This is a genomic window from Streptomyces sp. NPDC002580, assembly GCF_042889485.1.
GTDB lineage: Bacteria > Actinomycetota > Actinomycetes > Streptomycetales > Streptomycetaceae > Streptomyces.
The window spans coordinates 317911-343226 of sequence record NZ_JBIAQZ010000002.1; the positions used below are offsets into that span (position 1 = coordinate 317911).

The 25316-nt window shown below is 71.3% G+C and carries 20 protein-coding genes; 9 read left to right on the forward strand and 11 right to left on the reverse strand.

What is annotated here, in order from left to right:
- Positions 1–137: 137 nt before the first annotated feature.
- The 6 genes from ACFYW7_RS07875 to ACFYW7_RS07900 all read left to right on the forward strand — a co-directional run bounded on the left by ACFYW7_RS07875 (position 138) and on the right by ACFYW7_RS07900 (position 3940).
- Entirely contained in the window at positions 138–374 is a 237-nt protein-coding gene (locus ACFYW7_RS07875; protein WP_389499193.1) for a hypothetical protein, read from the forward strand.
- A gap of 105 nt (positions 375–479) precedes the next feature.
- A complete protein-coding gene (locus ACFYW7_RS07880; RefSeq protein ID WP_389500384.1) occupies positions 480–1115 on the forward strand; it encodes a hypothetical protein in 636 nt (211 codons plus the stop codon).
- Between the two features lie 84 nt (positions 1116–1199).
- On the forward strand, positions 1200–1634 hold the full coding sequence (locus ACFYW7_RS07885) for an OsmC family protein (protein ID WP_389499196.1): 435 nt from the start codon (positions 1200–1202) through the stop codon (positions 1632–1634).
- Between the two features lie 116 nt (positions 1635–1750).
- Entirely contained in the window at positions 1751–2227 is a 477-nt protein-coding gene (locus ACFYW7_RS07890; protein WP_389499198.1) for an ATP-binding protein, read from the forward strand.
- Positions 2228–2463: 236 nt separating this feature from the next.
- The gene (locus tag ACFYW7_RS07895) at positions 2464–3405 is read left to right on the forward strand and encodes a Ppx/GppA phosphatase family protein (protein ID WP_389499200.1); all 942 of its coding nucleotides are present in this window, start codon (positions 2464–2466) and stop codon (positions 3403–3405) included.
- A 193-nt stretch (positions 3406–3598) separates the two neighbouring features.
- Positions 3599–3940, forward strand: a complete 342-nt coding sequence (locus ACFYW7_RS07900) for a hypothetical protein (RefSeq protein WP_389499202.1) — start codon at positions 3599–3601, stop codon at positions 3938–3940.
- A 143-nt stretch (positions 3941–4083) separates the two neighbouring features.
- On the opposite strand, the gene ACFYW7_RS07905 is transcribed toward ACFYW7_RS07900, so the two are convergent.
- From ACFYW7_RS07905 to ACFYW7_RS07920, 4 genes are all read right to left on the reverse strand, one after another.
- Positions 4084–6624, reverse strand: a complete 2541-nt coding sequence (locus ACFYW7_RS07905) for a discoidin domain-containing protein (RefSeq protein ID WP_389499204.1) — start codon at positions 6622–6624, stop codon at positions 4084–4086.
- Positions 6625–7096: 472 nt separating this feature from the next.
- Positions 7097–9367: a M4 family metallopeptidase gene (locus ACFYW7_RS07910; RefSeq protein WP_389499206.1), complete on the reverse strand. Its 2271-nt coding sequence runs from the start codon at positions 9365–9367 to the stop codon at positions 7097–7099.
- Positions 9368–10031: 664 nt separating this feature from the next.
- A complete protein-coding gene (locus ACFYW7_RS07915) occupies positions 10032–11597 on the reverse strand; it encodes an MFS transporter (protein ID WP_389499208.1) in 1566 nt (521 codons plus the stop codon).
- Positions 11598–11779: 182 nt separating this feature from the next.
- Entirely contained in the window at positions 11780–11953 is a 174-nt protein-coding gene (locus ACFYW7_RS07920; RefSeq protein WP_389499210.1) for a CsbD family protein, read from the reverse strand.
- 241 nt (positions 11954–12194) lie between these two features.
- On the opposite strand from ACFYW7_RS07920, the gene ACFYW7_RS07925 reads away from it, so the two are divergent.
- Together ACFYW7_RS07925 and ACFYW7_RS07930 are read left to right on the forward strand one after the other, a co-directional pair.
- Positions 12195–12731: a DUF5709 domain-containing protein gene (locus tag ACFYW7_RS07925; protein ID WP_389499212.1), complete on the forward strand. Its 537-nt coding sequence runs from the start codon at positions 12195–12197 to the stop codon at positions 12729–12731.
- 873 nt (positions 12732–13604) lie between these two features.
- The gene (locus tag ACFYW7_RS07930; protein WP_389499214.1) at positions 13605–14318 is read left to right on the forward strand and encodes a GvpL/GvpF family gas vesicle protein; all 714 of its coding nucleotides are present in this window, start codon (positions 13605–13607) and stop codon (positions 14316–14318) included.
- A gap of 117 nt (positions 14319–14435) precedes the next feature.
- Here ACFYW7_RS07930 and ACFYW7_RS07935 read toward each other — a convergent pair whose 3' ends face one another.
- The 6 genes from ACFYW7_RS07935 to ACFYW7_RS07960 all read right to left on the reverse strand — a co-directional run bounded on the left by ACFYW7_RS07935 (position 14436) and on the right by ACFYW7_RS07960 (position 22794).
- Positions 14436–16481, reverse strand: coding sequence for a beta-galactosidase (locus tag ACFYW7_RS07935; RefSeq protein WP_389499216.1), 2046 nt, complete (start codon positions 16479–16481; stop codon positions 14436–14438).
- On the reverse strand, positions 16478–17803 hold the full coding sequence (locus ACFYW7_RS07940) for a glycoside hydrolase family 36 protein (protein ID WP_389499218.1): 1326 nt from the start codon (positions 17801–17803) through the stop codon (positions 16478–16480). The genes ACFYW7_RS07935 and ACFYW7_RS07940 overlap by 4 nt, the downstream gene beginning before the upstream one ends.
- A gap of 79 nt (positions 17804–17882) precedes the next feature.
- A complete protein-coding gene (locus ACFYW7_RS07945; protein WP_389499220.1) occupies positions 17883–18794 on the reverse strand; it encodes a carbohydrate ABC transporter permease in 912 nt (303 codons plus the stop codon).
- Complete coding sequence (locus tag ACFYW7_RS07950) at positions 18791–19771, reverse strand: carbohydrate ABC transporter permease (protein ID WP_389499222.1); 981 nt, start codon at positions 19769–19771, stop codon at positions 18791–18793. Before ACFYW7_RS07950 ends, ACFYW7_RS07945 begins: the two co-directional genes overlap by 4 nt.
- Positions 19768–21078, reverse strand: a complete 1311-nt coding sequence (locus ACFYW7_RS07955; protein WP_389499224.1) for an ABC transporter substrate-binding protein — start codon at positions 21076–21078, stop codon at positions 19768–19770. Before ACFYW7_RS07955 ends, ACFYW7_RS07950 begins: the two co-directional genes overlap by 4 nt.
- Positions 21079–21819: 741 nt before the next feature.
- Positions 21820–22794 (reverse strand): LacI family DNA-binding transcriptional regulator, encoded by a 975-nt coding sequence (locus ACFYW7_RS07960; RefSeq protein ID WP_389499226.1) that lies wholly within the window; start codon positions 22792–22794, stop codon positions 21820–21822.
- 373 nt (positions 22795–23167) lie between these two features.
- Here ACFYW7_RS07960 and ACFYW7_RS07965 point away from each other — a divergent pair, with 373 nt between their 5' ends.
- Complete coding sequence (locus tag ACFYW7_RS07965; protein ID WP_389499228.1) at positions 23168–24319, forward strand: hypothetical protein; 1152 nt, start codon at positions 23168–23170, stop codon at positions 24317–24319.
- A gap of 246 nt (positions 24320–24565) precedes the next feature.
- On the opposite strand, the gene ACFYW7_RS07970 is transcribed toward ACFYW7_RS07965, so the two are convergent.
- Positions 24566–25177 (reverse strand): GPP34 family phosphoprotein, encoded by a 612-nt coding sequence (locus ACFYW7_RS07970; RefSeq protein ID WP_389499230.1) that lies wholly within the window; start codon positions 25175–25177, stop codon positions 24566–24568.
- Positions 25178–25316 lie beyond the last annotated feature (139 nt).

Consider the following 25316-nt stretch of genomic DNA (forward strand, 5'->3'; position numbering starts at 1 on the left):
TTCCCGGCGGACGGTCCCCGGCGTGCCGCCCGTCCGTCCGCGACCGCCGTACGGTGGGCGCGGACGGCGCCCGGGGCCCGCACCGCGGGGGCGGCCCGTCCGCGGCCCGAACGCGGACGATGGTGTACAACATGGCCATGACGACTCGACCGACCAGGGCGATGTGGTGGGCCGAGATGGCCGCCTTCCTCGTGGGGACCGCCGCGCCCCTGACCACCATCCTGCTGCTGATACCCGCGCCCGCCGGCCACGTCCCGGTGACCCTCGACGCCGGCACCACGTGCCTCCTGCTCGCCGTGTCCGTCGGCGTGGGCGTCTGGACCAGCGGCCGGTTCAGGGCCTGGGGACTGCGCCGCCGGACCGCACCTCAGTGATCCTTCCGTCCCGGTCACGACCCGAACGCGATCCCTCGGTGACCGCGACCGCGAGGGCCCTCAGGACACGCTCCGGCGGAAAGGCGCGCTGACGCCGTGCTGATCATGGAAGCCGTGCTGGACACATCCGGGGCCCGCGGCTTCGGCCTCTGGCCGACCGCCGCCCGGCCCGTCGACGGACTCCTGCCCCTGTCCGGCCGCCTGTCCGGGGCCGAGACGGGTACGGCCCTGGCGGTTCTCGCCCTGTACAACAAGGGGGAGCGCCGACGCGGAGCACGGGATCCCGAGGACGCCGGAGAGCTGATCCGACGGTTCTCGACGGTCCGCAGCGTCGTCGCGCCCGGTGGCCTCAGGCTCAAGGACACCGCCACCGGAGTCACGGTGTCCCCCGGATGCTGCTCCGGGCTGGAGGACTGGCGGGACTGGCTCGGGCCGGCGAACGGCGAGAAACTCTGGCTCGGCCACGATCCGACGCCGCTGGTCGAGCACATGGGCGCGATCGTCCGGCTGTGGCCCGACGGGGACACCGCGACGGGACCCTCCATCGACGTGCCCCGGGACCGGATCCCTCAACTCCTGGGCTCCGTCAGGGAAGAACTCGTCGGATTCCTGGATCGCGTCGAGTCGTGGGCCGCGGACCGCGTTCCCTCCGCGGCGGCCGCGCTGAGGGCGAGGCTCGACGAGGACTGGACCGTGTCCGCCCCGTTGCCCGAGGTCCCGGCCAGAACACCGCGGCGCTGAGGCCCGTCCCCGCAGGAGGGCCGCCGTCCGTTCGCCGACGGCGATCTGAGGCGGTCGACGCGGGGCGACATTAGGGTCGGCGGCATGACCGACAACAATCTGCGTCTCGTCACCGTCGAGCGGACCGGCACCGGACACTTCACCGCGACGAACGCGCGCGGCGGGACGATCGACTTCGGCACCGGTCCCGAAGGGGACGATGCCTTCACCCCGGTCGAACTGCTGCTCGCCGCCCTCGGGGGCTGCAGCGCCGCCGACGTCGATGTCGCGACGAGCCGCCACGCGGAACCCACCCGCTTCACCGTGACCGTGACCGGCGACAAGATCAACGACGAGCTCGGGAACCGGATGACGGACCTCGCGATCGCGTTCTCCGTGGCGTTCCCGGACGGCGAACCCGGCGACCGCGCCCGCGCGATCCTCCCCCGGGCGGTCAAGACCTCCCACGACCGGCTCTGCACGGTCAGCCGCACCGTCGAGATCGGCACTCCCGTCACCGTGGCGGTCACGGACACCTGACCGCGCCGGGAGACCGGACGGAGGTTCTCCGGAATTCTCGCGCGACCGGGTGGAGTGAAGCGGGATTTCCGGGGCAGACGCCGAACATCGAAGAGGGTGGACGCGGGACGGATCGTATGGGCCAACCGGTGAGTGAAGCAGGGCGGCAGGAACAGCGGGGTGCACTGATCGAGGCGTCGGTCGCGTACGACGGTGACTCCGCGTGCATAGCTCAGGCGCGGGCGTTCACCCGTGAATTCCTGACGCGGGTGCAGGCGGTCGCCGGGCTGCCCGTCTCCGGACGGGTGATGGGCATGGTGCCCCTGGTCGTCAGCGAACTGGTGACGAACGCGGTCAAGTACTCGGGCGGACCCTGCCTGTTGTCCCTGGAGGTCGACCGGGGAGCCGTGCGGACGACCGTGTGGGATTCCGATCCGACGCTTCCGATCGCCCGTGCCGCCGAGGCCGGCCGGGTCGGCCAGCACGGACTCGAGATCGTCATGGCCGTGTGCCAGGCCTTCGAGGTGCACCGGGAACCCGTCGGCAAACGGATCACCGCCGTGGTGACGCTGACCGACCCGCCGAACGACGAAGCGACCGGCCCGTTGATCTGACGCCTGACCCGGCCGACCCTTTCGCCCGCCTCCGGGCCCTTTCGTTCGTCCTGAGTACCCTTCGTCCCCCTCGTCGGCGGGCCCACCATGTCGCCCCAGCGCCCTGAAGTGCCCCGAAGGGCCCCGAAGGGCCCCTGACGAGCCGAAACGAAACCGTGTCACGCCGCAACGGGCATGTTGGGCGACAATGGTGAGCTTGCGCATCATTGTCGACGGGCAAACGGGGGGTTAACACGGTGCGACAGACAGGTGTACTCGACGTCGGTTGCCACAGCGCGTTGCTCACCGTCGCACGACGGCGTGCCGGGATCGACATGGAACCGGTGCTGTCCCGGAAGGTGCGACTCCAGTTGCACGAGACGCTCGACGCCACGGGACGACTGGACAAGTCGGGCGTCCGCAGCGTCCAGCTGGCCGTGGCCGAGACGCTCGCCGAGGACCGGGAGTCCTTGCCGGAGGTGTACGCGTTCGCCACGTCGGTGATTCGCGACGCGCCCAATCGCGAGGAGGTCCTCTCCCAGGTGGCCCGCGCCACCGGCACCCGGCTGAAGGTGATGTCCGGCGAGGAGGAGGCCCGGCTGGCCTATGTGGCGGCACGCCATTGGGCCGGAGCGCCGGAGGGTTCCCTGCTGGTGCTCGACATCGGGGGCGGGACGGTGGAGATCGCGTCCGGCACCTCCGGGCAGCCCCGCACCACCCTGTCCCTGCCGCTGGGCGCGCGCACGGTCACCCGCGACTGGAAGCTCGGCAAGGCCGTGTCCTCGAAGCGCCGGCTGGCGGAGGTGCGCGACCATCTGGGCGAGCGTCTGGCCGAGGTGGCCGACCTGCCGCGGGCCGAGCCGGACGGACGGGTACTGGCCTGCTCCAAGACCTTCACCCAGCTCGCCCGCTACACCACCGCCGGCCGCAACCGCTCCCGGCTTCCGCAGCGGTTGACGCTCGAGGAGGTACGGGCCGCCATCGGCGTTCTGGCCGAGAACGGGCCCGCGGAACGCGGCCGGCTGCCCGGCATCTCACGCCACCGGGCCGCGCAGTCCCTGGCCGGGGCACTGGTCGCGGAAGCCCTGATGGAGGCCTGCCGGGCCACCAGCGTGGAGATCTCCCCCTGGTCCACCAGGGAGGGCCTGCTCCTCGAACGCCTCGGGGCGCTGCGCACCAAGGGTTCCGCCCACCGCTGACCCGTCGGTGGCCGTACGGGCGGTCCTCCCGTCAACCGGTCGTTCCCGCACGGCCGGTGGGACGGGTACGCCGGGACCGGGAACAAACCCCGGCCGTGCGGCGCTGACTCGGATAGCCGGCGGGTACCGGGCCCGGGTTCGATCCGCGCCGAGGACCGACCGGCGGATCTGCTCGTGGAAAGGCGTGAGGGTCATGGTGGCGTCCGGAGTGCGGGGAGTGCGGGCGGCCGGGACGGACGAGTCGCCCCTGGTGACCTCCTGCGGCCGGAGGATCGCCGTGAAGGAGATGCGACTGGCCGCACTGGACCGGCCGATCGGCCGCGTCACCCTGGACGTGGGACCCGATCAGGGCGACGAGCACGGGGTGTGGGCCTCCCTCACCCCCGCCGAGGCGCGCGAACTGGCCCGCCGCCTGCTGGCTCACGCGGCGTTGGTGGAACCGGCTGGTCCGCCCGACCAGGAGGCGCCCCGGCCCCACGAGGCGCCTGTCGGTCCGGCACACCCGGCGGGAACACGCGGCGGCGACCACCGCTGAGCGCGAGTCCCGGGAAGGACCTGCCCCGAGGACCGTGGGACCGCGGACACGAGCTTCCGGAACGCGAACGGCGCACGGGTGCCGGTGCCCCCGGACCAGGGGAACACCGGCACCCGCGCGCCTGCCGTTCGGCGCGGTTCAGATCACGGGAACAGGGTGATCTTCGACGGCACCGTGTCCGACCCCGATGTCGGTGCGCCGGTGTTGTTGACGACGTGGGCGTACTGCCCCTTGCCGCCCAGGGAGATCACCTGGATGTCGTGCAGTTTGACCCCTGTCTTCACGGGGACCTGGAAGCCGTGGGCCTGCACGATCGAGGGGTCCGAGGTGAAGTTGCAGTAGCTTCCCAGCCCCCAGGCCTCGTGCACCGCGACGGAGTCGGCGACCTTGTAGGCCGCGTATCCGACGATGCCGTCGTGGGTGACGGCGGCGGAGTTGGGAACGTCGTACGCCTTCTCGTTCTGGTAGAAGATCGTGCGCCCCCGCTCGCCGTTCCAGAGGGTGTCGTACTTGTTGAAGTGCTCGACGAACAGGCCGGTCGCCAGGACGTCGTCGCCGTTGACCACGAGCCCGTAGTCGGCGCGGTTGGTCTCCCAGCCGACTCCTTCGCCGTGGTCGGCCCGCCAGAGCCAGGTGTGGTCGATCACGACGTCGTCGCTGTTGACCACGACCGAGTTGGTGGCGAGGCCGGGGCCCGCACCGCCGATCCGCACGAACACGTCCTGCATGGTGGTGGGGTTGGCGGCGTGGTCGGCGGAGGAACCCGCCGGGCCGATCTGCAGCAGTGTGTCGGACCTGGAGCGGCCGGCGTCGATCAGGAAGCCGGCGAGACGGACTCCGTCCACGTCCGCCACGTGCATCGCGTCGATGCCGTTGTCCGGCACGACGGTCGCGAGTCCGAGACCGAGGACGACGGTGTTCGCCCGGGTCACGTTGATCGTCTGGTCGAGGTGGTAGACGCCCGGGGTGAACAGCAGGTTGAGTCCCTGGGCGAGGGCCGCGTTGATGGTCGCCGCGGTCGCACCGGGCTTGACCACGTAGAACTGGTCCAACGGTATCGACGTACCGGCCGTGTTGGGCCACGAGACACCGCGGGCGTTGGTGCGCTTGGCTGGCACGAACACCTTGTACGCGCTGCCGTCCAGGTAGAGGAAGGGCTTCTCCCGGGAGACCGGGGTGGTGTCCAGGGTGGTGTACGGGCCGGTGTCGAAGTCGGTGGCGGGCGCTCCCTGCACACCGGTGAAGGTCATGTTCCAGACGCCGTTGGTCCAGCCGCCGACGGAGCTGTCACGGGTGTACCACTGCTGCTGGGAGTACGGGCCGACCGTGCCGTCGACCTTCGAGTCGGCGATGTAGCCGCCGGAGGCCCAACCGTAGCCCGCCGGGGCGAGGTTGAGTCCGCCCCGTACGTGGATGCGGCGGAAGGGCGCCGCCTGGGCCACGGCCCAGCGATCCGTGCCGTTGACCGGGTTGATCGACAGGTTCTCCGCCGAACGCCAGAAATTCTGGGTGGCGTTGCCGTTGAACCAGCCGGCGTCCACGGTGATGTCACCGTTGATGTGGGTGTCGTCGGGGTTGATGCCGAGACCCGAGACCGAGGTGTAGAAGCCGAGTTGGGCGTTGATGCCGTTGTACGTGCCGGGCTTCATCAGGAACTGGTAGCGGGCGGCGCCGAACTGGTTCGACTCCTGCTCGGCGAAGACCTGGTCGAACTTCTGCTGGAGGTTGGGTGTCGAGGGGTCGACGACGATGACGTTGGGCCCGAGATCGCCGCCGCCCTGCACGGGCGGGGTCCCGACCGAACCGGTGTGCACGGCGACCTCCCACAGGGAGTACCCGTACACGGTGCCCCGGGTCGTCCCGTAGATCCGTACGTAGCGGCCCTGGCCGGAGAGGTCGTAGGAGGCCGTGCCCCCGGTGCCGCCGGTGACGGTCTTGAGGATGGTCCAGCTCTGGCCGTCCACGGAGGACTGGATCTGGAAGGCCTTGCCGTACGCCGCCTCCCAGTTGAGGTCGATCCCGCAGAGGTCCTTGGACGCCCCCAGGTCGACCTGGACCCACTGCGGGTCGGTCGCGGCGCTGGACCAGCGCGTTCCGGTGTCGCCGTCGAAGGCGGCCGAGGCCGGGGTGGCCGCGGTCTCGACGGAGGAGGCGGTGGCCGCCTTGCCCTTCGCCGCGTTGGCCGTGTCACAGGTCCCGGGCGGGGTGGTACCGCCGGTGCCGAACACCTGGAACTCCCAGAGGGAGTAGCCGTACGGGGTGGCGCGGTGGACGCCGTACATCCGTACGAAGCGGCCCTGTCCCGAGACGTCGAGGGTGTCGGTGCCCCCGTCGCCGCCGGTCACCGTCTTGATGTCGGTCCAGCTGCTCCCGTCCGGGGAGGTCTGGATGCGGTAGTCACTGCCGTACGCCGCCTCCCAGTTGAGGACGACCTTGGTGACCGTGGCCGTGGCTCCGAGGTCGACCTGGAGCCACTGGGTGTCCGTGAAGGCCGAGGACCACCGGGTGGCGGTGTCGCCGTCGACAGCGCGGGCGGCGGAAGCGGCGGCGTTCTCGTCCGACGACGAGGTCGCCGTCTTGCCCTGGGACAGCGGCAGTTCGGCCGCGGCGGCCGGTCTCTGCAGGGGCAGGGTGATGAGCGCGGCCATAGCGGCCAGCGCGACACCCAGGGTTCTGAGTTTCATGCCGTGACTCCATGCGGGTGGGGTGACGAACGGAGGGGACACATCGGGCGTTCGGAGCCGACAGATCGGCTCTCCTGGGGATGGGTGTGAACTGGCCTTCCAAGCTTCTTAGTTCACGCTTTGATTTAAGTAATGAACCATCGGACTGGCAAGTACCGTGACGCGGGTTTCTTCAACTCGTGTGCGCGGGGCCCGCGTCGACGGGCCGGCACAGGCGCGTGACCTGCCCGGAGAGCGTCGCCGGCGGGCCGGCCGCCACGAGAATCCGTCAAGGCTTGAAGACACGGGAGCGGGCGCGCCGGGACGACCGGGCACCGCGGGGCCGTGCGCAGGGGTCGCGAATCGGCCACGTACGGCATTTTTGACTTTTCGTCAGATCATTTCCCCCGCGACGGGCCCGGTCCCGGGCCCGTACGCACGCGTGCCCGTCCGGACCGTGTCGCGGTCCGGACGGGCACGGGTCGGCGCCGGATCAGGGAGTGATCCGCCATTGCCGGATGTATCCCACGTCGATCGAGGCGAGGTCCCGCACGCGCAGCTTCCAGGTGCCGTCGACCGGCTGCGCCGAGGCGTTCACCGTGAACGTCTGGTCCACGTTGTCCGCCGAACCACCGCTGCGGTTCAGCAGCGAGTACGCGGTGCCGTCGGGGCCCACCAGATCGACCGTCAGGTCGCCCCGGTAGGTGTGCACGATGTCGACGTAGACCTCGGTGGTGGCCGAGGCGTTGCCGGGGCGGCCCGTGATGGTGACGGGCGACTCGACGGCCGCACCGGCGTCGGGTATGTCGACGCGGGTGCCGTTGGCGTAGACGTACGCGATGCGCCACCGGAAGGCCGTGGACACGGCGGCGCCGGTGCTGTCGGTCACCGTGACCGTCGTGTCGCTGGTCCCGGTCGCGGTCGGGACCCCGGAGACCAGACCGGTGTCGCTGATGGCCAGACCGTCCGGCAGGCCGGTGGCCGCGTAGGTGAGCGTCGCGTCGGCGTTGGTGGTGTACGCGTTCACCTGGAGGGAGACCTCCTGGCCGACCCCGGAGGTCTGGTCGGCGACGGGGGCGACGTTGACTCCCAGGGCGACACGGTCTCCGACGTTGACGCCCGCCCAGGCGTCGGCGACGGCGAGATAGGTGCCGCTGTAGGCGCCGAAGAGGTCGGCGGCGGCGCGGAGGGTCGCGGTCCGGGCACCGGCGTAGTTCGTCGTCGACGTCATGTACGTGGTCAGCGCGCGGTACCAGATCCGCGCGGCGTTCTCGATGCCGATGCCCGTCACCGGCAGTCCGTCACGCGTCGGGCTGTCGTACGACACCCCGTTGACGGTCTTCGGGCCGCTCCCCTCGGAGAGCAGGTAGAAGAAGTGGTTCGCCGGGCCCGAGGAGTAGTGGACGTCGATACCGCCCAGCGAGGAGTCCCAGTAGTCGCGTGAGGAACCGTCCCTGGAGGGCTTGTCCATGTAGCGCAGGGGGGTGCCGTTGCCCCGGATGTCGATCTTCTCGCCGACGAGGTAGTCGGGGACGTCGGCCGCGAGGTCGGAGTGGAACTCGACCGCCGCGGCGAAGATGTCCGACGTCGCCTCGTTGAGGCCGCCCGACTCCCCCGAGTACGTCAGGTTCGCGGTGGCGCTGGTGACACCGTGGCTCATCTCGTGGGCCGCGACGTCCAGCGCCGTCAGCGGCTTGGCGTTGCTCGCGCCGTCGCCGTACGTCATGCAGAAGCAGCTGTCGGACCAGAAGGCGTTGACGTAGCTGTTTCCGTAGTGCGCCCGGCTGTAGGCGGCCACGCCGTCGTTGCGGATGCCGTTGCGGCCGAAGACGTCCTTGTAGTAGTCCCAGGTCGCGGCCGCGCCGTAGGCGACGTCGACGCCGGCGGTCTGCCGGTCGCCCTGGGTGCCGTCGCCCCAGACATCGTTGTCGTCCGTGAAGAGCGTCCCGGTGCCGGAGGTTCCCTGGTTGAGGTCGTAGGTGCGGTGGCCCGCGCGATCACCGTCGACCAGCTGGTACGACGAGCCCGACGGCGTCGTGGAGAGGGACACCGCTCCGCTGTACTGGCCCGTGCCCGTGCCGGTGCGCACGTTCTCGTACCGTGCGGCGACCTTGCCGGAGGCCGCGTCGGTGACGACGTGCGTCTCGCTCGGCGTGCCGTCGTGCTGGAGGCCTCCGATCACCGTCTCCCAGGCCAGGACCGGGCGGGTGCCCGCGGCCCAGACGACGAGCCGGGGTGCCCCGTCGGCCTCGGACCGTGCGACGCCCGCCTTCCCGCTCAGCGCGAGGGCCTTCGCCGTGGCGTCCGCGGCCGTGATCCTCGGCCTGGTGCTCGCCACCGTGACGGCGGAACGGGTGGCCTCGGACACGGTGCTCCGGCCGTTCTTCAGATGCACGACCAGATCACCGCCGAGCACCGGGAGTCCCGCGTAGGTGCGCTCGTACCGCGTGTGGGTCGTCCCGTCCGCGTCCCGGACGACATCCTTGACCAGGAGTTTCTCGCGCGTTCCGAGGCCGAGCCGCTCGGCGGTGGCGCCCGCCGCCGCTCCGGCCCGCTCGATGAGGGCGGTGTGCTCGGCGGGCGACAGCGGAACCTGGGCGGCGCCCGCCCTGGGCTCGGCGACGGTCCTGACGGGAGAGGGTTTCGCGGGGGCGGCGGACGCGAGGCCCGGCCGGACGGCGAGGGCGAGGAGGGAGCTCGCGGTGACGAGGGCGAGGGCGGCGGCGCGTCTGCGCCGGAGTTCGGATCGGTGTTGCCGGTTCAAGACATCTCCTTCTGCGGGGGGTTGACCCGGGGGAGAGCCGGGCGACCGGACCGGCGGGGTGCGGCCGGTCCGCTGCGCGCTGAGCGGGAAGGAGCGCCGCGCGAGGTGCCGCACGAAGCGCGCGCGGACTCGGCGGCGCGGGGATCGTGAGGGCGACAGGGCCCAGGGCACGGGCGGGCGGGGTCGGGGGCGCGAGGGAAAGGGTGAACGAAGCGTGAACGCTCGACAGCAGAGTGACACCTTTGCCCCCGTCTTGTCATGGAGGCGACAAGACATCGGCTTGAACTGACCATCGCCCGAGGCGGGTCGACCCCCGGCGCCCCACCGCTTCGGCAGCCGTGAAGTGACAGTGAGGGGACTGTGAGAGAGCTGTGGGCGGAACTTCCGTCGAGACTCGCCTGGTGCGCGCCTCGGGGACCTGCCGCGGAGCGGCACGGTCGTGCCGGTCACGCCCCGGGCAGGTCCCGATCCGCCTGGTGGGAGCCGCTCCTCGTCGGCCCGCACCCACCCCCGTCGGACGGCCTCGACGTGGCCGGGTCCGGTCCTCGGCCGCGCGACGGCCTCACGGACGACCCACACCGCACAGCTCGGCCCTCAGACGCTCAGCCGCCTCCCGGGAACCGGGCTTCCGCGCGCCGGAGCGCGGCCTCGGGCCGCCCGCTCGTCAGGGCTGACTCGCGTGCGTGTGGCCATGGGACAGTTCCGGCGGACAGGGCGGCGGGGGCTGGGGCTTGCGGTCACGCAGCCAGTCGCGGACGGCGAGGCCGAGGGCGCAGACGACGGGCACGATCCCGGAGCCGACGGCGATCACCAGTGCCGACCGGTAGTCGTGCCCGCCGGTGCCGAGCACCACGTAGAACAGCCCCGGCAGCGCGGCCGTACCGATGGTGCCGCCGAGCCGCTGGGCCGTCTGCAACGCGCCGCCGGCCGCTCCCGCCATCCGCACCGGCACGTCCCGGAGCGTCATCGTGACGTTGGGCGAGATGACACAGCCACTGCCCAGTCCCCCGACGAACAGCGCCGGGGCCGCGAACCACACGGCGCCGTCCCCCGGTGCGAGCCACAGGATCAGCACGGATCCGCCCAGACCGAGGGCGACGGCGGTCAGACCACAGACGGTGAGCAGCCGGCCGAACCGTTCCACCAGCCGCCCGGCCACCACGGCCGCCGCGGCCGAGCCGATGGCGAAGGGCGTCACCGCGAGCCCCGAGTGCAGCGGGGAGTAGCCCTGACCGTTCTGGTAGTACAGGGCGAACACCAGCCACACCCCGCTGAACCCCACGAAGTAGAGGGCGGCGATGGCCGCTCCGACGGCGTAGCCCCGGGTGCTCGTCACCAGATCCGGATGCAGGAGTGGCCGGCCACCGGCCGCCGCCAGGCGCCCCTCCCACCGCGCGAACGCCAGGAGGAACCCTGCCGCCACCGGGAACAGCCACCACAGTCTCCGGACGCCGCCCGACTCGGCGAGGACCAGCGGGAGCATCAGCGCGAGCACGCCGCAGCCCAGCAGCAGGACCCCCCGCAGATCGAGTCGCTCCCGGCGGCCCGGAGCGACCTTGGGCAGCAGGCGCAGGCCCAGCAGGAACGCGAGGGCTCCCACCGGCACGTTCACGTAGAAGATCCAGCGCCAGCCCTGGGGGCCGTCGGCGAGTCTCAGGATCAGCCCGCCGACGACGGGGCCCACCGCGCTGGAGATCCCGACCGTGGCGCCGAAGAGCCCGAAGGCCCGGCCGCGCTCGGCCCCCCGGAACATCTGCTGGATGAAGGCCGAGTTCTGCGGGGCGAGGCAGCCGGCGGCCACGCCCTGCGCCAGCCTGGCCACGATCAGGAGCGTGATGGTCGGGGCGGCGCCCGCCGCGGCGCTGCACAGGACGAAGGCGGCCAGCGCGGTCAGGAAGATCCGCCGCCGTCCGATCGCGTCGCCCAGCCGCCCGGCGGTCACGAGGACCAGCGCGAAGGTGAGCGCGTAGCCGGAGACGACCCACTGGATCGACGGGGCGGAGGCGTGCAGTTCCCGCTGCATGGAGGGCAGGGCCACCGCGACGATCGTGACGTCGAGCAGGCTCATGAATCCGGCCGTCAGGGTGACCCACAGGGCGCGCCAGCGCCGTGGATCGGCTCCCTCGGCCGCCCCTGGCGGGCTGTCCGCCCGTCCGTCCGCCTGCGTGTCCGGTCCCACGCCGGGGGCTCCTCTCCGCCGCTCCCCACCATCTTCGGCCCGTTCCGGCATCCGGCAACACGACCTCGCGCACGGCTCGCCCCGGAAGGAGCGGCGCCGGGCCTCACCGTGCGAATCGTCCCGGGCAGGGGGCCGGGGCCGGCCATGGGCACACAGCCGTGGGGCCCGTTCCCCGGAACGGGCCCCACGCGGTTCGGCCGGACGGCCACGCCGGCTCCCCGGCACCTGAGCTGTCAGCTCTTGAAGACATCCTTCGTCTTCTCCTTGGCCTGCCGCGCGTCACCCTTCGCCTTCTCCGCCCGGCCCTCGGCGGCCATCCGCTCGTTGCCCACCGTGCGCCCGGCCGCTTCCTTCGTCTTGCCCTTGGCCTGTTCCATCTTGGCCTTGGCCTTCTGCTCTCCACTCACAACGTCTCACTTCCCCATCACGATCGACTTCGAGTGTCGAGGTGTCGGGTGACCCCGAGAGCCCGCTCCAAACCTGGAGATTCCCGGTCGAAATCGGGCCGCACGGTGACTCTCCGTGGTCCCGCGCGGCTCCGGCGTGCCAGAACGTGTGGGCTGGGCCAGCCTGGATACATGGACCGATGACAGCCGATCCGTCCCGAGGGTCGCGCGGGTCACGGCCGGCCAGAGCGAGGACGACGTCATGGGTGATGAGGTCTACCAGCCGGAAGGCCCCGATGTCCGCGAGGACGAAGGCATCCTCGACCCGGAGGACACTCTGGAGGACCGGGGCTCGGATCCCTTCGACGAAGGGTGGTCGCCACCCGAGCGCCCCCTCGCCGTGGACCATCGCGGCACCACGGCGCGTGAGCAGCGCGAAGGGGAGAGCCTGGACGAGAAGCTGGCCGAGGAGCGGACGGATCCGGCGATGGAGACCCCCGTCGAGGACGAGGGCGACCTGGACGGCGACGAGGGGGACGAAACGCCGGACACCGGGGCGGGTGCCCCGGCTCGCACGGCTCGGCTCGAGGTCCTCGACGAGGGCGCCCACCTGGACGCCGAGCACGACATGCTCGCCGAGAACCTCGGCATCGACGGGGCCACGTCGGCCTCCGCGGAGCGGGCGGCCGTCCATCTGTTCGCGGACGACGTGCCCGAGCGTCCGACGGACGAGGACGCGCGCCGGCCTCCGCGGGACGAGGTCCGCAGGCTGCGTGCCGAGACGGACACCGCGCAGTAGCGGTGTCCGTCCCGACGCCCGTGACGGTGTCCGTGTCTCAGGGGTCCTGTTCCCTACGGGTCCTGTTCCCTACGGGTCCTGTTCCCTACGCCGTCCCCGGCCCCCGTCCCCGCCCCGTCCCCGGAGTTCCGCTCCCCTCCCCCGGACGCGTGACCTCGGACCCGCGTACGTCGCGTGCGTCCTGATCGGAATCCGTCCGGATCAGAGGTGACGGTGACGGTCCGTCAGTCCTCGCCCCTGACGATGTTCCACTCGGGGGCCGACCGGTCCTGGCGTGCCGTCCGGTCGGCTCTGGCCGGAACGCAGGTACGCGGGCCGCTCCGCCGACGGCGTGCGCCCACCCAGCCTGTCTCGGGTCGTGCGGTGGTCCTGGTGCCGGTCTCCTCGGTCACTGCTCTTCATCTTCCTTCTGCGTTCGGTCCCGGCGGGAAGCGGCGTCCCTGAGGTTCCGGGCTGTCGGTTCCGGGTCCCCCTGAGCGACGCGGAGAAACCCGGCCGCACGCGCCGAGCGCCGCCGGGGACGAGTACAGAGGGCCGCCCACTCCGCCCACTCCACCTCGGGGGAAGCGTCCTTACCTGACACAACAAGTGCCCCTATATGATGGAATTATCCGTTTACGGCCCGGGCCCTGCCATGTGGCGCGCGCGGGGCCGGTGATCCGGTGGCTCACGAGAGCGCGCGTCGCCGGACGCGTGGACGGACCGACCGGCGCCGAGACATCACAGCCGGTGAAGGGAGGCACCGTGACTGTGGTGCCGCAGGTTGGACACGACGCCGCCCGAAGCGGCGGAACCGGCGCCCCGGCCGGGCGACGGCGGGCCCGACGCCCCTCCGAGCGGGAGGGAAGCGCGTCCCGCGCTGAGGAGTGAGCCATGGCCGTCTTCATGTACTCCATCACGTTCAAGGACCATCCCCTCCGTATCGAGGGCCTCGACGGCCTGGGCGCGGCGCCCTCCCCGCTCCGCACGGTGACCGCCGGGACCCTCTGCGCGGTCGTGAGTGACGCGCCGCAGGACCTGCTCCCCGAACAGCGGGACATCGGCGCGTACCAGGAGGTCCAGCAGCGTCTGACGGCGGACGGCACCGTGCTTCCGCTGAGGTTCGGCCGCACGGCTGCGGACGACGAGGCGGTCCGGCTCGTCCTGGAGGAGTGCGCGGACGAATTCGCCGACCGGCTGCGCCGGTTGGAGGGCTGCGCCGAGTACCGCCTCAAGGCGTCGCAGGACGAGGAGATGGTGCTGCGCGAGATCCTCGCCGGGTCGGAGCCGGCCCGGCGGCTCGACCAGGAGGTCCGCGACGGCACGGCGGATCCGGAAGCGGCCCTGCGGCTCGGCGAGTTGGTCGCGCGCGAGGTGCGGGCCCGCCAGGAGGCCCTGGCCTCGGGTGTGATCGAGGCGCTGCGTCCGTTCGCCCGGGAGGTCGACACCGGTCGGCCCGGCGGGAAGGACTTCCTCAGTGTCTCCCTCCTCGTGCACGAGGAGCAGGACGAGCTGTTCCTCGCCACGGAGTTGAGCCTCGCCCATCAGATGGGCGAGGGTTTCGACTTCCGGCTCGAGGGTCCACTGCCTCCCTACAGTTTCAGATGACCAGGACGCCTTCGGCCTGCCGGCGCCGTCACCGGGGGTCGACGCGCCGCGCCTCCCGACGGTGTCAGGGGTGTGGGGCCGGGCGGGCGGTTACACCCCTGACACGCTGTCGAGGGTCTACTCGCCGGCCGGCGCCGTACGGTCTCCCGTGTGCGGTTGCCTCACCACCGCGATGTCTCCGGGCGCGATCGTGACCCAGCCCGACGGTGTCTTGCCGGTCAGGAGTTCGGTGGCCCCGGCCGGGACGGGTACCCGCGCTCCCGCGCCCGCGTGATCGATGAGGAACACGTAGTCGGCCTCCTGGCCGCGACGCCGGACGACCTCCACACCCGGCGGCACGTCCCCGGCGTCGGCGACTCCGGCCTCGGCGCGGACGCGGCCGAGCAGGGCGGCGAGCGTGTCCGGGTCGGGGAACGTCGCCACGTACCAGGCGGTGCCCGCCCCGTGGGCGTTCCGCGTCACCGCGGGAACACCGGCGAGCGGCCCGTCCGCGTACGAGGCGACGGCCTCGGCGCCGTTCAGATGCAGCCGCTCGGACCACAGGGTGGCGGTGGCTCCCGGCGGCACCCGCCCGCTGAGCCCGGCGGACTCACCGGGCAGGAGCGGGAAGAGCTCGTCACCGCGGACGCCGAGGATCTCCCGGAACGCTCCGGGGTAACCGCCCAGCCTGACATGGCAGTTCTCGTCGACGGCGCCGCTGTGGAAGCCGACCGCGAGGGTGCCGCCGCGTTCGACGTGGCCGCGGAGATTCGCCGCGCCCGCGTCGTCGACCAGGTACAGGCTCGGGGCCAGGACCAGTCGGTAGGCGGAGAGATCGGCGTCCGGGCGGACGAAGTCCACGGCCGTGCCGGACCGCCACAGCGGCTCGTACCAGGCCCGCACCAGATCGAGGTACCGCAGTTCGCCGCTCGGCTGCGAGGGCAGTTCCAGGGCCCAACGGGCGTTCCAGTCCCAGACGATGGCGACCTCGGCGGTGCCGGTGCTGCCGCGCACCTCGGCCAGCGCCCTGAGGTCGGCGCCGAGGCGCACCACGTCCTGCCAGATACGGCTGTCCGTCCCGGCGTGCGGGAGCATCGCCGAGTGCCACTGCTCGGCGCCCGCCTTCGCGGCCCGCCACTGGAAGTAGGCGATGCCGTCGGCGCCGTGTGCCACGTGGGCCAGGGCGTTGCGGCGCATCTCACCGGGTTTCTTGGCCCGGTTGACCGGCTGCCAGTTCACGGCGCCGGTGGAGTGCTCCATGAGCAGCCAGGGCCCGCCCGCGAGCGAACGGGTCAGGTCGCCGCTGAGCGCGACGTCGATCTCCGAGGCCGGATCGGCGGACATGAGGTAGTGGTCGTTGGAGACGATGTCCAGTTCCGGGGCCCATCGCCAGTAGTCCAGCGCGTCGAAGGTCTCCATCACCATGAAGTTGGTGGTGGCCGGTGTCGAGGGGGCCGCCGCGCGCAGCACGTCCCGCTCCGCCGTGTACAGCGACAGCAGTTCGTCGGAGCAGAAGCGGCGCCAGTCCAGTTGCTGGGTGGGGTTGGGGACGGCGCCGGTGGCGCGGGGCGGCAGGATCTCGTCCCAGTCGTAGTACCACTGGCCCCAGAAGGTGGTGCCCCAGGCGTGGTTGAGGGCCGCCAGGTCCCCGTACCGTTCGCGCAATCGGCGCCGGAACGCCTGGGCGCTGGTGTCGCAGTAGCAGGCCGCGTTGTGGCAGCCGTACTCGTTGTGGATGTGCCACATCACCACGGCGGGGTGGGTGGCGTACCGCTCGGCGAGGGCGCCCGTGATGCGCAGGGCGGCCTCCCGGTAGGCGGGGCTGCTCGGGCAGAACGTCTGCCGGCTGCCGTACGACAGCCGTCGCCCGTCCCGGTCCACGGGCAGCGCCTCCGGGTGCGCCCGGAAGAACCAGGCGGGCGGCGCGGCCGTCGGGGTCGCCAGGTCGGCGGCGATGCCGTTCTCGTGCAGGAGGTCCAGCAGCCGGTCGGTGCGCGAGAAGTCGTAGCTCCCCTCGGAGGGCTCCAGCAGCGCCCAGGAGAAGATGCCGACGCTGACCATGGTCACGCCGGCCTCGCGCATGAGGCGCATGTCCTCGGCCCAGGTCTCCTCGGGCCACTGCTCGGGGTTGTAGTCGCCGCCGTAGGCGATGCCGGGGACGGAGAGCGTGCGGTCACCGGTCATGCGGACGCTCCCGGGGAAAGCAGGCGGCGGGTGGTGGCGACGCCCCACGTGTCGAGGGACAGCAGGCGGTCGCTGGAGGCCATCAGGCCGCCGGTGGACTCCACGTGCGCGGCCCAGCGTTCACGGGTCTCCACGGTGGGACGGGCCATCAGGCAGTCGGGGTCGTTGGTCCACAGGCGCCCGTGCTGCCATTGGCGGCCGGTGCCGGTGAACTCGGCGGCGTCCTGGCCGGGTTGGCTGTAGTCGTCGGCCTCGGGCCGTCGGTGCGGCGCGGTGTCCGGGCTGACCCGCATCGCGTCGAAGAGGCCGAGGGAGGGGAGGACGGGCGCGCCGCAGCCCAGGAGGTAGGCGTCCGCCCCGATGGCCGCGCGGATCAGGTCGACGCCGGCACGGTAGGCGGTCAAGGCGTCGGCTCCCGAGTGCCGTACGCCGTCCAGGGCTCCCGCGTAGAGGAAGTCGGTCTTGAAGTAGTCGTATCCCTCGGCGCGCAGGGTGGTGAAGACCTCGGTCAGACAGGCACCGGCCTCCGGGTGGGTGATGTCGAGGGTGTAGAGGTCGTGGTCCCAGTTGTGGCCGGCGTGCAGGGGCGCGCCGTCGAGGTCGCGGACCAGCCAGTCGGGATGCCGTCGCGCGAGTTCGCTGTCCGGGGCCACCAGGAACGGGGCCGTCCAGATGCCCGCCCTTCGGCCGCGGGCGCGGATGGCGTCGGCGAGGGCGGCGCGGGAGCGGAACCGACCGGAGAGGGTGAGCCAGTCGCCGAGGGCGCTCTGGTAGCCGTCGTCGATCTGGACGACGTCGACGGGCAGGTCGAGGGTGTCCATCGCGCGGAGGTTCTCGTGGATGTCGTCCTCGGTGACGGCGGTGAAGTACTCGTACCAGGAGCACCAGACCGTCGGCGCGGGACGCGGGGCGGCGAGGCCGAGCCCGTCGGCCCAGGCGGCGAGGGCGCCCTGGACGCCGTCCGGTCCGGGGTGGGCCGACTCGGTGACGGGGCCGTCGGCGGTGATCTCGGCGCGGCCGTCCCGGACGGTCAGCCGGATCGACGGGACCTGGTGCCGCGGGTCCGCGGCGGCCCAGAGCCGGACCGGCGAGCCGTCGCCCGGGTCCAGCGCGAGCAGTCCCTCGCCCTGGAAGGCGGCGGGGGGCACGGCATGGCCGGGGCGGTAGCAGACGGTCGCCCAGTTGGTGTTCGTCGGGCGGTACGGGGTGTCGTCGAGGGCGTAGGAGCCGCTAGGGCTCCAGGACTGCCAGCCCTCCTCGTGGACCCGCGCGGTGCGCGGGTCCACCGGCACGGAGGCCACGGGGGTGAAGGATTGAGGCACGTCGTTCTCTTTCACGTGGAGCCCCCTGACTCGTTCGAGTTCAGACGGAGCCGCCTGATGCATGGCGAGGGGTGTCGGCTCAGCCCTTGTTGGCGCCGAGGGTCAGACCGCTGACGAACTGGCGCTGGAGCACGAAGTACACGATCAGCGTCGGGATCGCGGTGAGCAGGGCTCCCGCGGCCACCAGGTTGGGGTCGGTGAAGTACTGCCCGGACAGGTTGTTCAGGGCGGAGGTGACGGGCATGTTCTCCCCGGTCGAGATCAGCACCAGGGCCCAGAAGAAGTCGTTGTAGATCCAGATGGACAGCAGGGTCGCGAGCGCGGCCATGGCCGGGCGGCACAGCGGCAGCGTGATCTGCCAGTAGAGGCGCCACGCCGAGGCGCCGTCGACGAGCGCGGCCTCGGTGAGTTCGTGGGGCAGCGAGCGCATGTAGTTGCTCAGGACGAAGGCGCAGAAGCCGGACTGGAACGCCACGTGGATGAGCACCAGGCCGAGGGCGGAGTCGTACAGCTTGCCGCTGGCGGTGACGCCGGGCAGGTCGACCAGGAGGTACAGGCGGTACAGGGGGGTGATGATGACCTGCTGGGGCAGCAGGTTGCCCGCCGTGAAGACCAGCAGGAGCACCAGGTTGACGCGGAAGTCGAAGCGGCTGACGTAGAAGGCGACGCAGGAGGACAGGAACAGCGTCACCAGGACGGCGGGGATCGCGACCAGCAGGGTGTTGCCGAAGTAGTGCGTCATGTCCGACTGCTGGAACGCGTCGGTGAAGTTGTCCAGGCTCAGGCTGTCCGGCCAGGACACATAGCCCTTGCTGCTGGTCTCGCCGTAGGGGCGCAGAGCGGCGTAGACCGCCCAGAGCAGCGGGGCGAGCCAGGCCAGGGACGCCCCGGCGAGGAACAGGTGGAGCAGGAGCCGGGCCGGGCGCACGGGCGCACGGCCGGGACGAGCGCCGGCGGGGGCGCCGACGCGGGCGGAGGCGGGGGCGCTCACGATCGCCGCTCCTTCCGGAAGGTGGTCACCAGGTACGGAATGATCACGACGAGGGAGATGACGAGCAGGACGACGGCGATCGCCGATCCGTAACCGATGCGGCTCGACTCCCCGATGATGTTGTCGGTGACCAGGATCGACAGCAACTCGGTCCCCTCGGCACCTCCGTTGAACACGTACACCAGGTCGAAGGCGCGCAGCGACTCGATGATCGTGACGACCAGGACGATCGTGTTGGTCGGCCGCAGCACCGGGAAGATGACGTTCTTGAACGTCTGCCAGTCGCCTGCGCCGTCGAGCGACGCCGCCTCGCGCAGGGACGGGTCGACGCCCTTCAGGCCGGCCAGGTAGAGGATCATCATGTAGCCCGTGTGGCGCCAGGAGGCGGCGACGAGGACCGCCCAGAGGTTGAGGTCCGGGTCGCCGATCCAGTCGATGTAGTGGCCGGGCTCGTTGGCGCCGATGACGCTGTTGATCAGGCCGGTGTCGGGGTTGTAGACGAGCTGCCAGACGAACCCGATGACGGCCATGGACAGCACGACCGGAAGGAAGAACGCGGTCTGGTAGACGCGGCTGAAGCGGATGTTCTTGTCCAACTGGACGGCCAGGAACAGGCCGAGCGGTGTCGGGAGAAGGATCAGCACGACGAACCAGACGACGTTGTGCTGGACGGCGGGCCAGAACTGCGGGTTCTGGTCGAGGAGTTCACGGAAGTTCTGGAGCCCCACCCAGTGGATGGCGTCGAAGCCGATGCCGTCCCAGGTGGTGAAGGCCAGCGCGATCGAGGCGAGGGCGGTGACCCAGACGAGCGCGATGTGCAGGAACGTGGGCAGGCCCGCCATCAGACCGAGCGTGATCCGGTCACGCCGGGTCAGCAGGCGCCGGTGCCCCCGCGGCACGCGCCGGTCGACCGATGCGGTGCCCGGAGGCGGCACGGCGGCCGCCTCCGGATTCTTGGTGGTCGTCTCGGTGCTCATGAGGAGGCGAAGATCGTCTTCTTCTGGCGCTCGATGGACGACAGGAGGCCGTCGACGCCCTTGGGGTCGCGGATGAACTTCTGGAGCGCCGGCTGCATGACCGTCGAGGTGAAGTCGGGCCGGCTGTCACGGTCCATGAACTGGGTGAGGTGCTTGGCCCCGCCGATCATCTCGTAGGCCTTCTTCTGGAGGGCGCTGTACGAGGAGGTGTCGGCCTTGGTGGAGGCGGCGACGACGTTCGGATCGGACTTGAGGTAGATCTCCTCGGCCGCCGGGCTGCCGAGGTACTCCAGGAGCTTGACGGCTCCGGAGTGGTTCTTCGGGGCCTTGGAGAGCATGAAGCCGTCGGTGGGCGCCTCGACGGTGTCCTGGCCGTACGCGGGGTCGATCTCCGGGAAGGCGAAGAAGTCGAGGTCCTCGCGGTCGGCCTCATTGGTGAACTGCTGGCCCACGAAGGTGCCCAGCAGATACATGCCGGCCTTCTTCGAGGCCAGGGTCTGTGCCGCGTCCTGCCAGGTCCGGCCGACGGCACCTTCCTGGTGGTAGGGAAGGATCTCGGCCCAGTTGTCGAAGGCGGCGCGCACCTTGGTGTCGGTCCAGGACGCCTTGCCGGCCATCAGCTCGACGTGGAAGTCGTAGCCGTTGGTACGGAAGTTGATCTGGTCGAAGGTGCCGAGGGCGGGCCAGGCGTCCTTGTCGCCGAACGCGATCGGGACCAGCTTGTCCTTCTTCATCTGCTTGCACAGGGCGATGAACTGCGCCCAGGTGGTGGGGACTTCGTAGCCGTGCTGCTGGAAGACACTCTTCCGGTAGAAGATCGCCCAGGGGTACGTGTACAGCGGCACGAAGTAGTACTTGCCGTCCTCGCCCTTGCTGAGGGCCTTCATGGCGTCGGGGAAGTTGCCGCCGATCGACTTCCAGACGTCGTCGATCGGGGTGGCGAGGTTCTTGGCGGCGAAGAACTGCATGCGGTAACCGGCGAACCAGTTGAACACGTCGTCGGGCGTGCCCTGGAGGTAGGAGTTGATCTGCTCCTGGAAGGTGTTGTGGTCCTTCGTGTTCACGTCGACCGTGAGGCCGGCCTGCTTCTTGAACGCCGCGTAGATGTCGGCGAAGGCCTTCTTCGGCACGGCGTCGGACGCGTTGGAGCCGACGGTGACCGTCTTGGGGTCCGCGGCGCCGGTGCTGCCGCCACAGGCGCTCAGCAGGGGTATGCCCGCGCCGAGCGCGGCCGCGCCGCCGATTCCTCGAAGCAGGGTGCGGCGGCTGGGTGTCGGGGCGGACAGACCCGGGAGGGGAAGGTGCATGACGGCTCCTGAGGGCAGGGTTCGGTCAGGATGAACGGCGGGGAGGCCGGAAATCGATCAGAAACCAACTCGACCGAACAACGTGGGCGTAATGACAGCCCGATGTCGTCGCGACGTCAAGGCCTCAGGTCCCACGTGCCCGAAACGTGACCGACACACCACGGGGCGACCACGACCGGACCGAGGGCGCGGCCGTGTCCCGGAACGGGAACCCGTCGCGTCGAGGAGCACCGGGGCACAGCTCAGAGGCCATGTCCGGTGCGAGGGCGACAGGTTGGGCGACCGACACGCCCGGTCGACAGCCGACGCGCACGGCCCGCGCGAGCCAGGGCGGGCGATCGGGGCGGGCCGTCGCGACGACCGCACCGGAGACTCCGGCCGGTTCGCCGACGAGGTCGCGCAGGACATGTCGACACCTGCCGGCTGTCGGCTTTCCCGACGAGCACGACCATAAGTCAACACCCGATGGTGAATTCTGATGACGGACGCCCCAATGCGGCATGAGGGATGTTCCCCACCAAAGGCGGTGGCGATCACGACGCGTCCCGAGCTTCCGCCCCCGGCGAGGTGCTCGGCCCGGGGCCCAGTCTCGCGCAACGTAATCGATTACGCTACGGTCCTTCGACATCGATCCGGCAAAGAGGTGGGGGCGGGAGCAGGCATGACCGAAGGGGCGGATCGATGACCTCGCTCCCGTTCGAGGGCGCCGGGCCGACCACGGACAGCGGCGCCGGACCGGGATCAGACCGAGGCGCGCGCCACGAAGTCCGCGGTGACGCGGACGGTCCTGTGGCGCGTCCGCCCGTCGATCTGCTCCAGGAGGAGCTCGGCGGCGACGCGGCCGACCTCGCGCGCCGGATACCGGATGGTCGTCAGGCGCGGTCGCACCAGCGAGGCGAAGTCGATGTCGTCGTGCCCGACCAGGGACACGTCGCCGGGGATGTCGAGCCCGAGGCGCTCGGCCGTGTCCATCGCGCCGACGGCCGTGATGTCGTTGCCGCACATCACCGCTTCCGGCCGGCGCCGGGCACTCATCAGACGCTCGAAGCCCTCCGCCCCCGCCTCACGCGTGTGCTCACCGTGGACGACGTGCTCCTCCGCGACGCTCAGACCCGCCTCGGCCGCGTACTTCCGGACGCGTTCCAGTCGTGGATCACCGCCCGCGGCGTCCCGCGGCCCGCCGATCACACCGACGTGGCGGCGACCGGTCGCCGCCACGTGCGCCAGCGCCTCGCGAACCGCCGTCTCGGCGTCGGGCGTCACCAGATCGACCTCGCCGAACGACACGTCCGCGCTGACCACCGCCGGGATCCCCGCGGCGCGCAGCACGTCGAAGGCGTCGGTGGCCAGCCGGAACGGCGTCATCACCACACCGGCGAAACGCTGTTGCACCGCCTCGCGCAGGAACGCCTCCTCCTCGTCCCGCCTCGCCCCCGTGCTGCTCACCAGCACGTGATAGCCCCGCCCCCGCAACTCGTCCTGGATCGACCGGGCGAGGAGCGCGTAGAAGGGGTTGGCGATGTCCGGCACGACGAGGGCGACCAGCGTGGACTTGCCGGTACGCAGACTGCGGGCGACGGGATTGAGACTGAAGCCGAGACGCTCGATGGCCTCTTCGACCGCCTGACGCGTCTCCTCGGTCACAGGGCGCTTGCCGCTCAGCACGTACGAGACGGTCGCGGAGGAGACTCCCGCGGCCTGCGCCACATCGCTCATGGTCACCCGTTGCCGCATCCGAGTCCACCCCCTTCTCCGACCGCAAACCCTACCGGCACGGCCGGTCCCGAAGATCCCTGCCGGGCGCGTCCCGTCCCGCATCCTCGCAGGTCCACGCGGATCGTCCGACGGCGCGTACGCCCCCGCCACCCGCCACCCGCGCGTCGGCGGCCGGGGTCCGCCGGACCCTCCCCACGGCGCACCGCGCGCTCGGATTCTTCGCGTTGACACGGAATTGACCCGATCGTCAACGAAAACTCCCGGAGTCACCCGATGGCGGAGCTCCGTGCTCCCAGGGGGCCTCGCCTCCCGGCTCGTGGCCCGGGGCGACCATACTGGGAGAACACACCGCACCCCATCAGCGAAGTGACTCATGCCGAAGTCGTCCACAGACCGCCCCACAGCCCCGGAAACCGTCTGGCTGACCGCCGGGACCCATACCGGCCCCGCCCCCCAGGCGGCGCTCCGGGAACACCTGCGGGAACTCAAGAACAGCGAAAGGATCCAGGATTTCCTGGAGACGGAGAACACCTCGACGCCGGACGGTCACGTCTTCGAGGCGCGCTGGCTCGTCGACGACGACATCACCGTCCGGGCGCGGCTCGTCACCGACGGACGCGAACACGTGGACACCGAACGGCGGTGGACCCTGGTGGCCGAGGCGGAACGGCCCTGGGACCTCTCCTGGCCGTCCCCGGCCACCATGTTCTGGCCGGAGAAGAGCGACTTCTCCTGGGACCGTGACGCGGCGGCCGGACTGCGACTCCAGGACATCAACCCGCTGCCGAAGGAGGACGCCGCCCTGCGCCGTCTGCTCAAGGACATCGCGCGGCACAGCTGGAGCATCAACGTCGTCGTGCACGAGGCCATGACGCCGGACCACGAGGGCCGCCTCCCGCTGTCCCGTCTGCTGCCGCCCGGGCTGCGCCATCGCGTCGTGGAACACCGCGCCACGCCCGAGCAGTTCCACGCGGTCAACTGGGCGCTCGGCGACCTCGGTACGTCCGTGCCGCGCGGCGGAGCCGTCATCCTGTCCGGCACACCCGCCCGCATCGGGTACGACGAGCAGGACTTCAGGGTGCGCAGTGTCTTCCTGGACGGTTCCGAGCCTACGGAACTCCTCGACAGCATCCTGCGGTTCGCGGCACTGCCCCGGCCGCTGCCGGACGACGCGGTGGCGGCGCTCACCGCGCTCCGGGAGGAGTGGCGGCTGCTGACCATGGAGGAGGAACTCGCCCACGCGCGCGCCATGGCGGCCTCGTACGCGGAGGCCCTCGACGCGATGACCAAGTCGCGCGACCTGTACCGCGAGGCGACCGAGCTCGCCCACGCCGCGCTCGCCGACATGGCCGAGTACCGCGACGCGGCGTCCGCCGTGCGCGCCGCGCGGGGCGGGGTCAAGCACCCCCTGACGAAGTCGCTCCAGCGCGTCACCGACTCGCTGTTGTCCCGGCGCGTGCCACGCGGCGACGCCCTCCAGGAAGCGCGAGCGAGCGAGGAGCGGGCCCGCGAGTCCGCCGGCTGAGCATCACGGCCCCGGCCGACGGAACGGCCGGGGCCACTCACGCGGCCGGGCCCGGCCGCGTACGGGCCGCTCGGTGTACGCACGGGCCCGCCGGTGTACGTACGGGCCGGGCCGCGCGCGTACAACAGGCCGACGCGGGTACGGCCCGGCGCCGCGCGAGACCTCACGACACGCGAGACCTCACGCACGGGCTTCACGACCCGCAGGCTCTACGGGCGACCGGACCCCGCGTGCGCGCGGGTGCTGTCAGGCGCCTCGCCAGATGTTGGCGAACGCCGAGTTCTCGATGGCGCGGCGCTGGCGGACGGCCTCGAGTTCCATCACCGCGTCGTGCACGGCGACCAGGACCGTCGTCACCGCCTCGTCGTCGACGGCCGGAGTGTCGTCGGTCTCCTCCTGCTCCGCGCGGATCCCGACCACCGCGGCGAGGGCCACGAGGACGGGTTCGTCCGCCGCCCAGCGGTGCATCGCCCGGCTGCGGGCGGGTGAGTCCACCAACTCCATGCGGTCCGGCCCGAAGGGCAGCCGTCCGCGACGCTGCCGGGTGAGCTGGCCCGCCTGTTCGAGGTCGCTCTGATAGGCCGCCGACAGGTCGCGGCCCCTGCGCCACAACCAGTCCTCGACCCGCTCGTACGGGGCCTCCCCCACGAGCTCGGACGCCGCCTCACCCAGCAGACGGTCCTCCGTCGCCGGCGGCTTCGTCGGCACGATCCGGTCACCGTCCAGTACGAGGACCTCGCCCGCCAGAAGATCGATCACCTCGGCTCCGGCGAGGGCGAGCGACAGGTCGCCCTGCCCCACAGGACGGTCCGGCTCCCTGTCCATCGTGATGATGAACAGGTCCCTGGCCGTGGTCACGAACGGCTCCCCTCGGAGTATTTCGCCCGGCGCGACGCTCACGCACCGGATCCGTCAGATCCACCGCACCGCTGTCCGCGGGCGATCAGGTCGCCCGCGGGAAGGGCACGTCACGATCGTGATCGTAACTCCCCGCGGA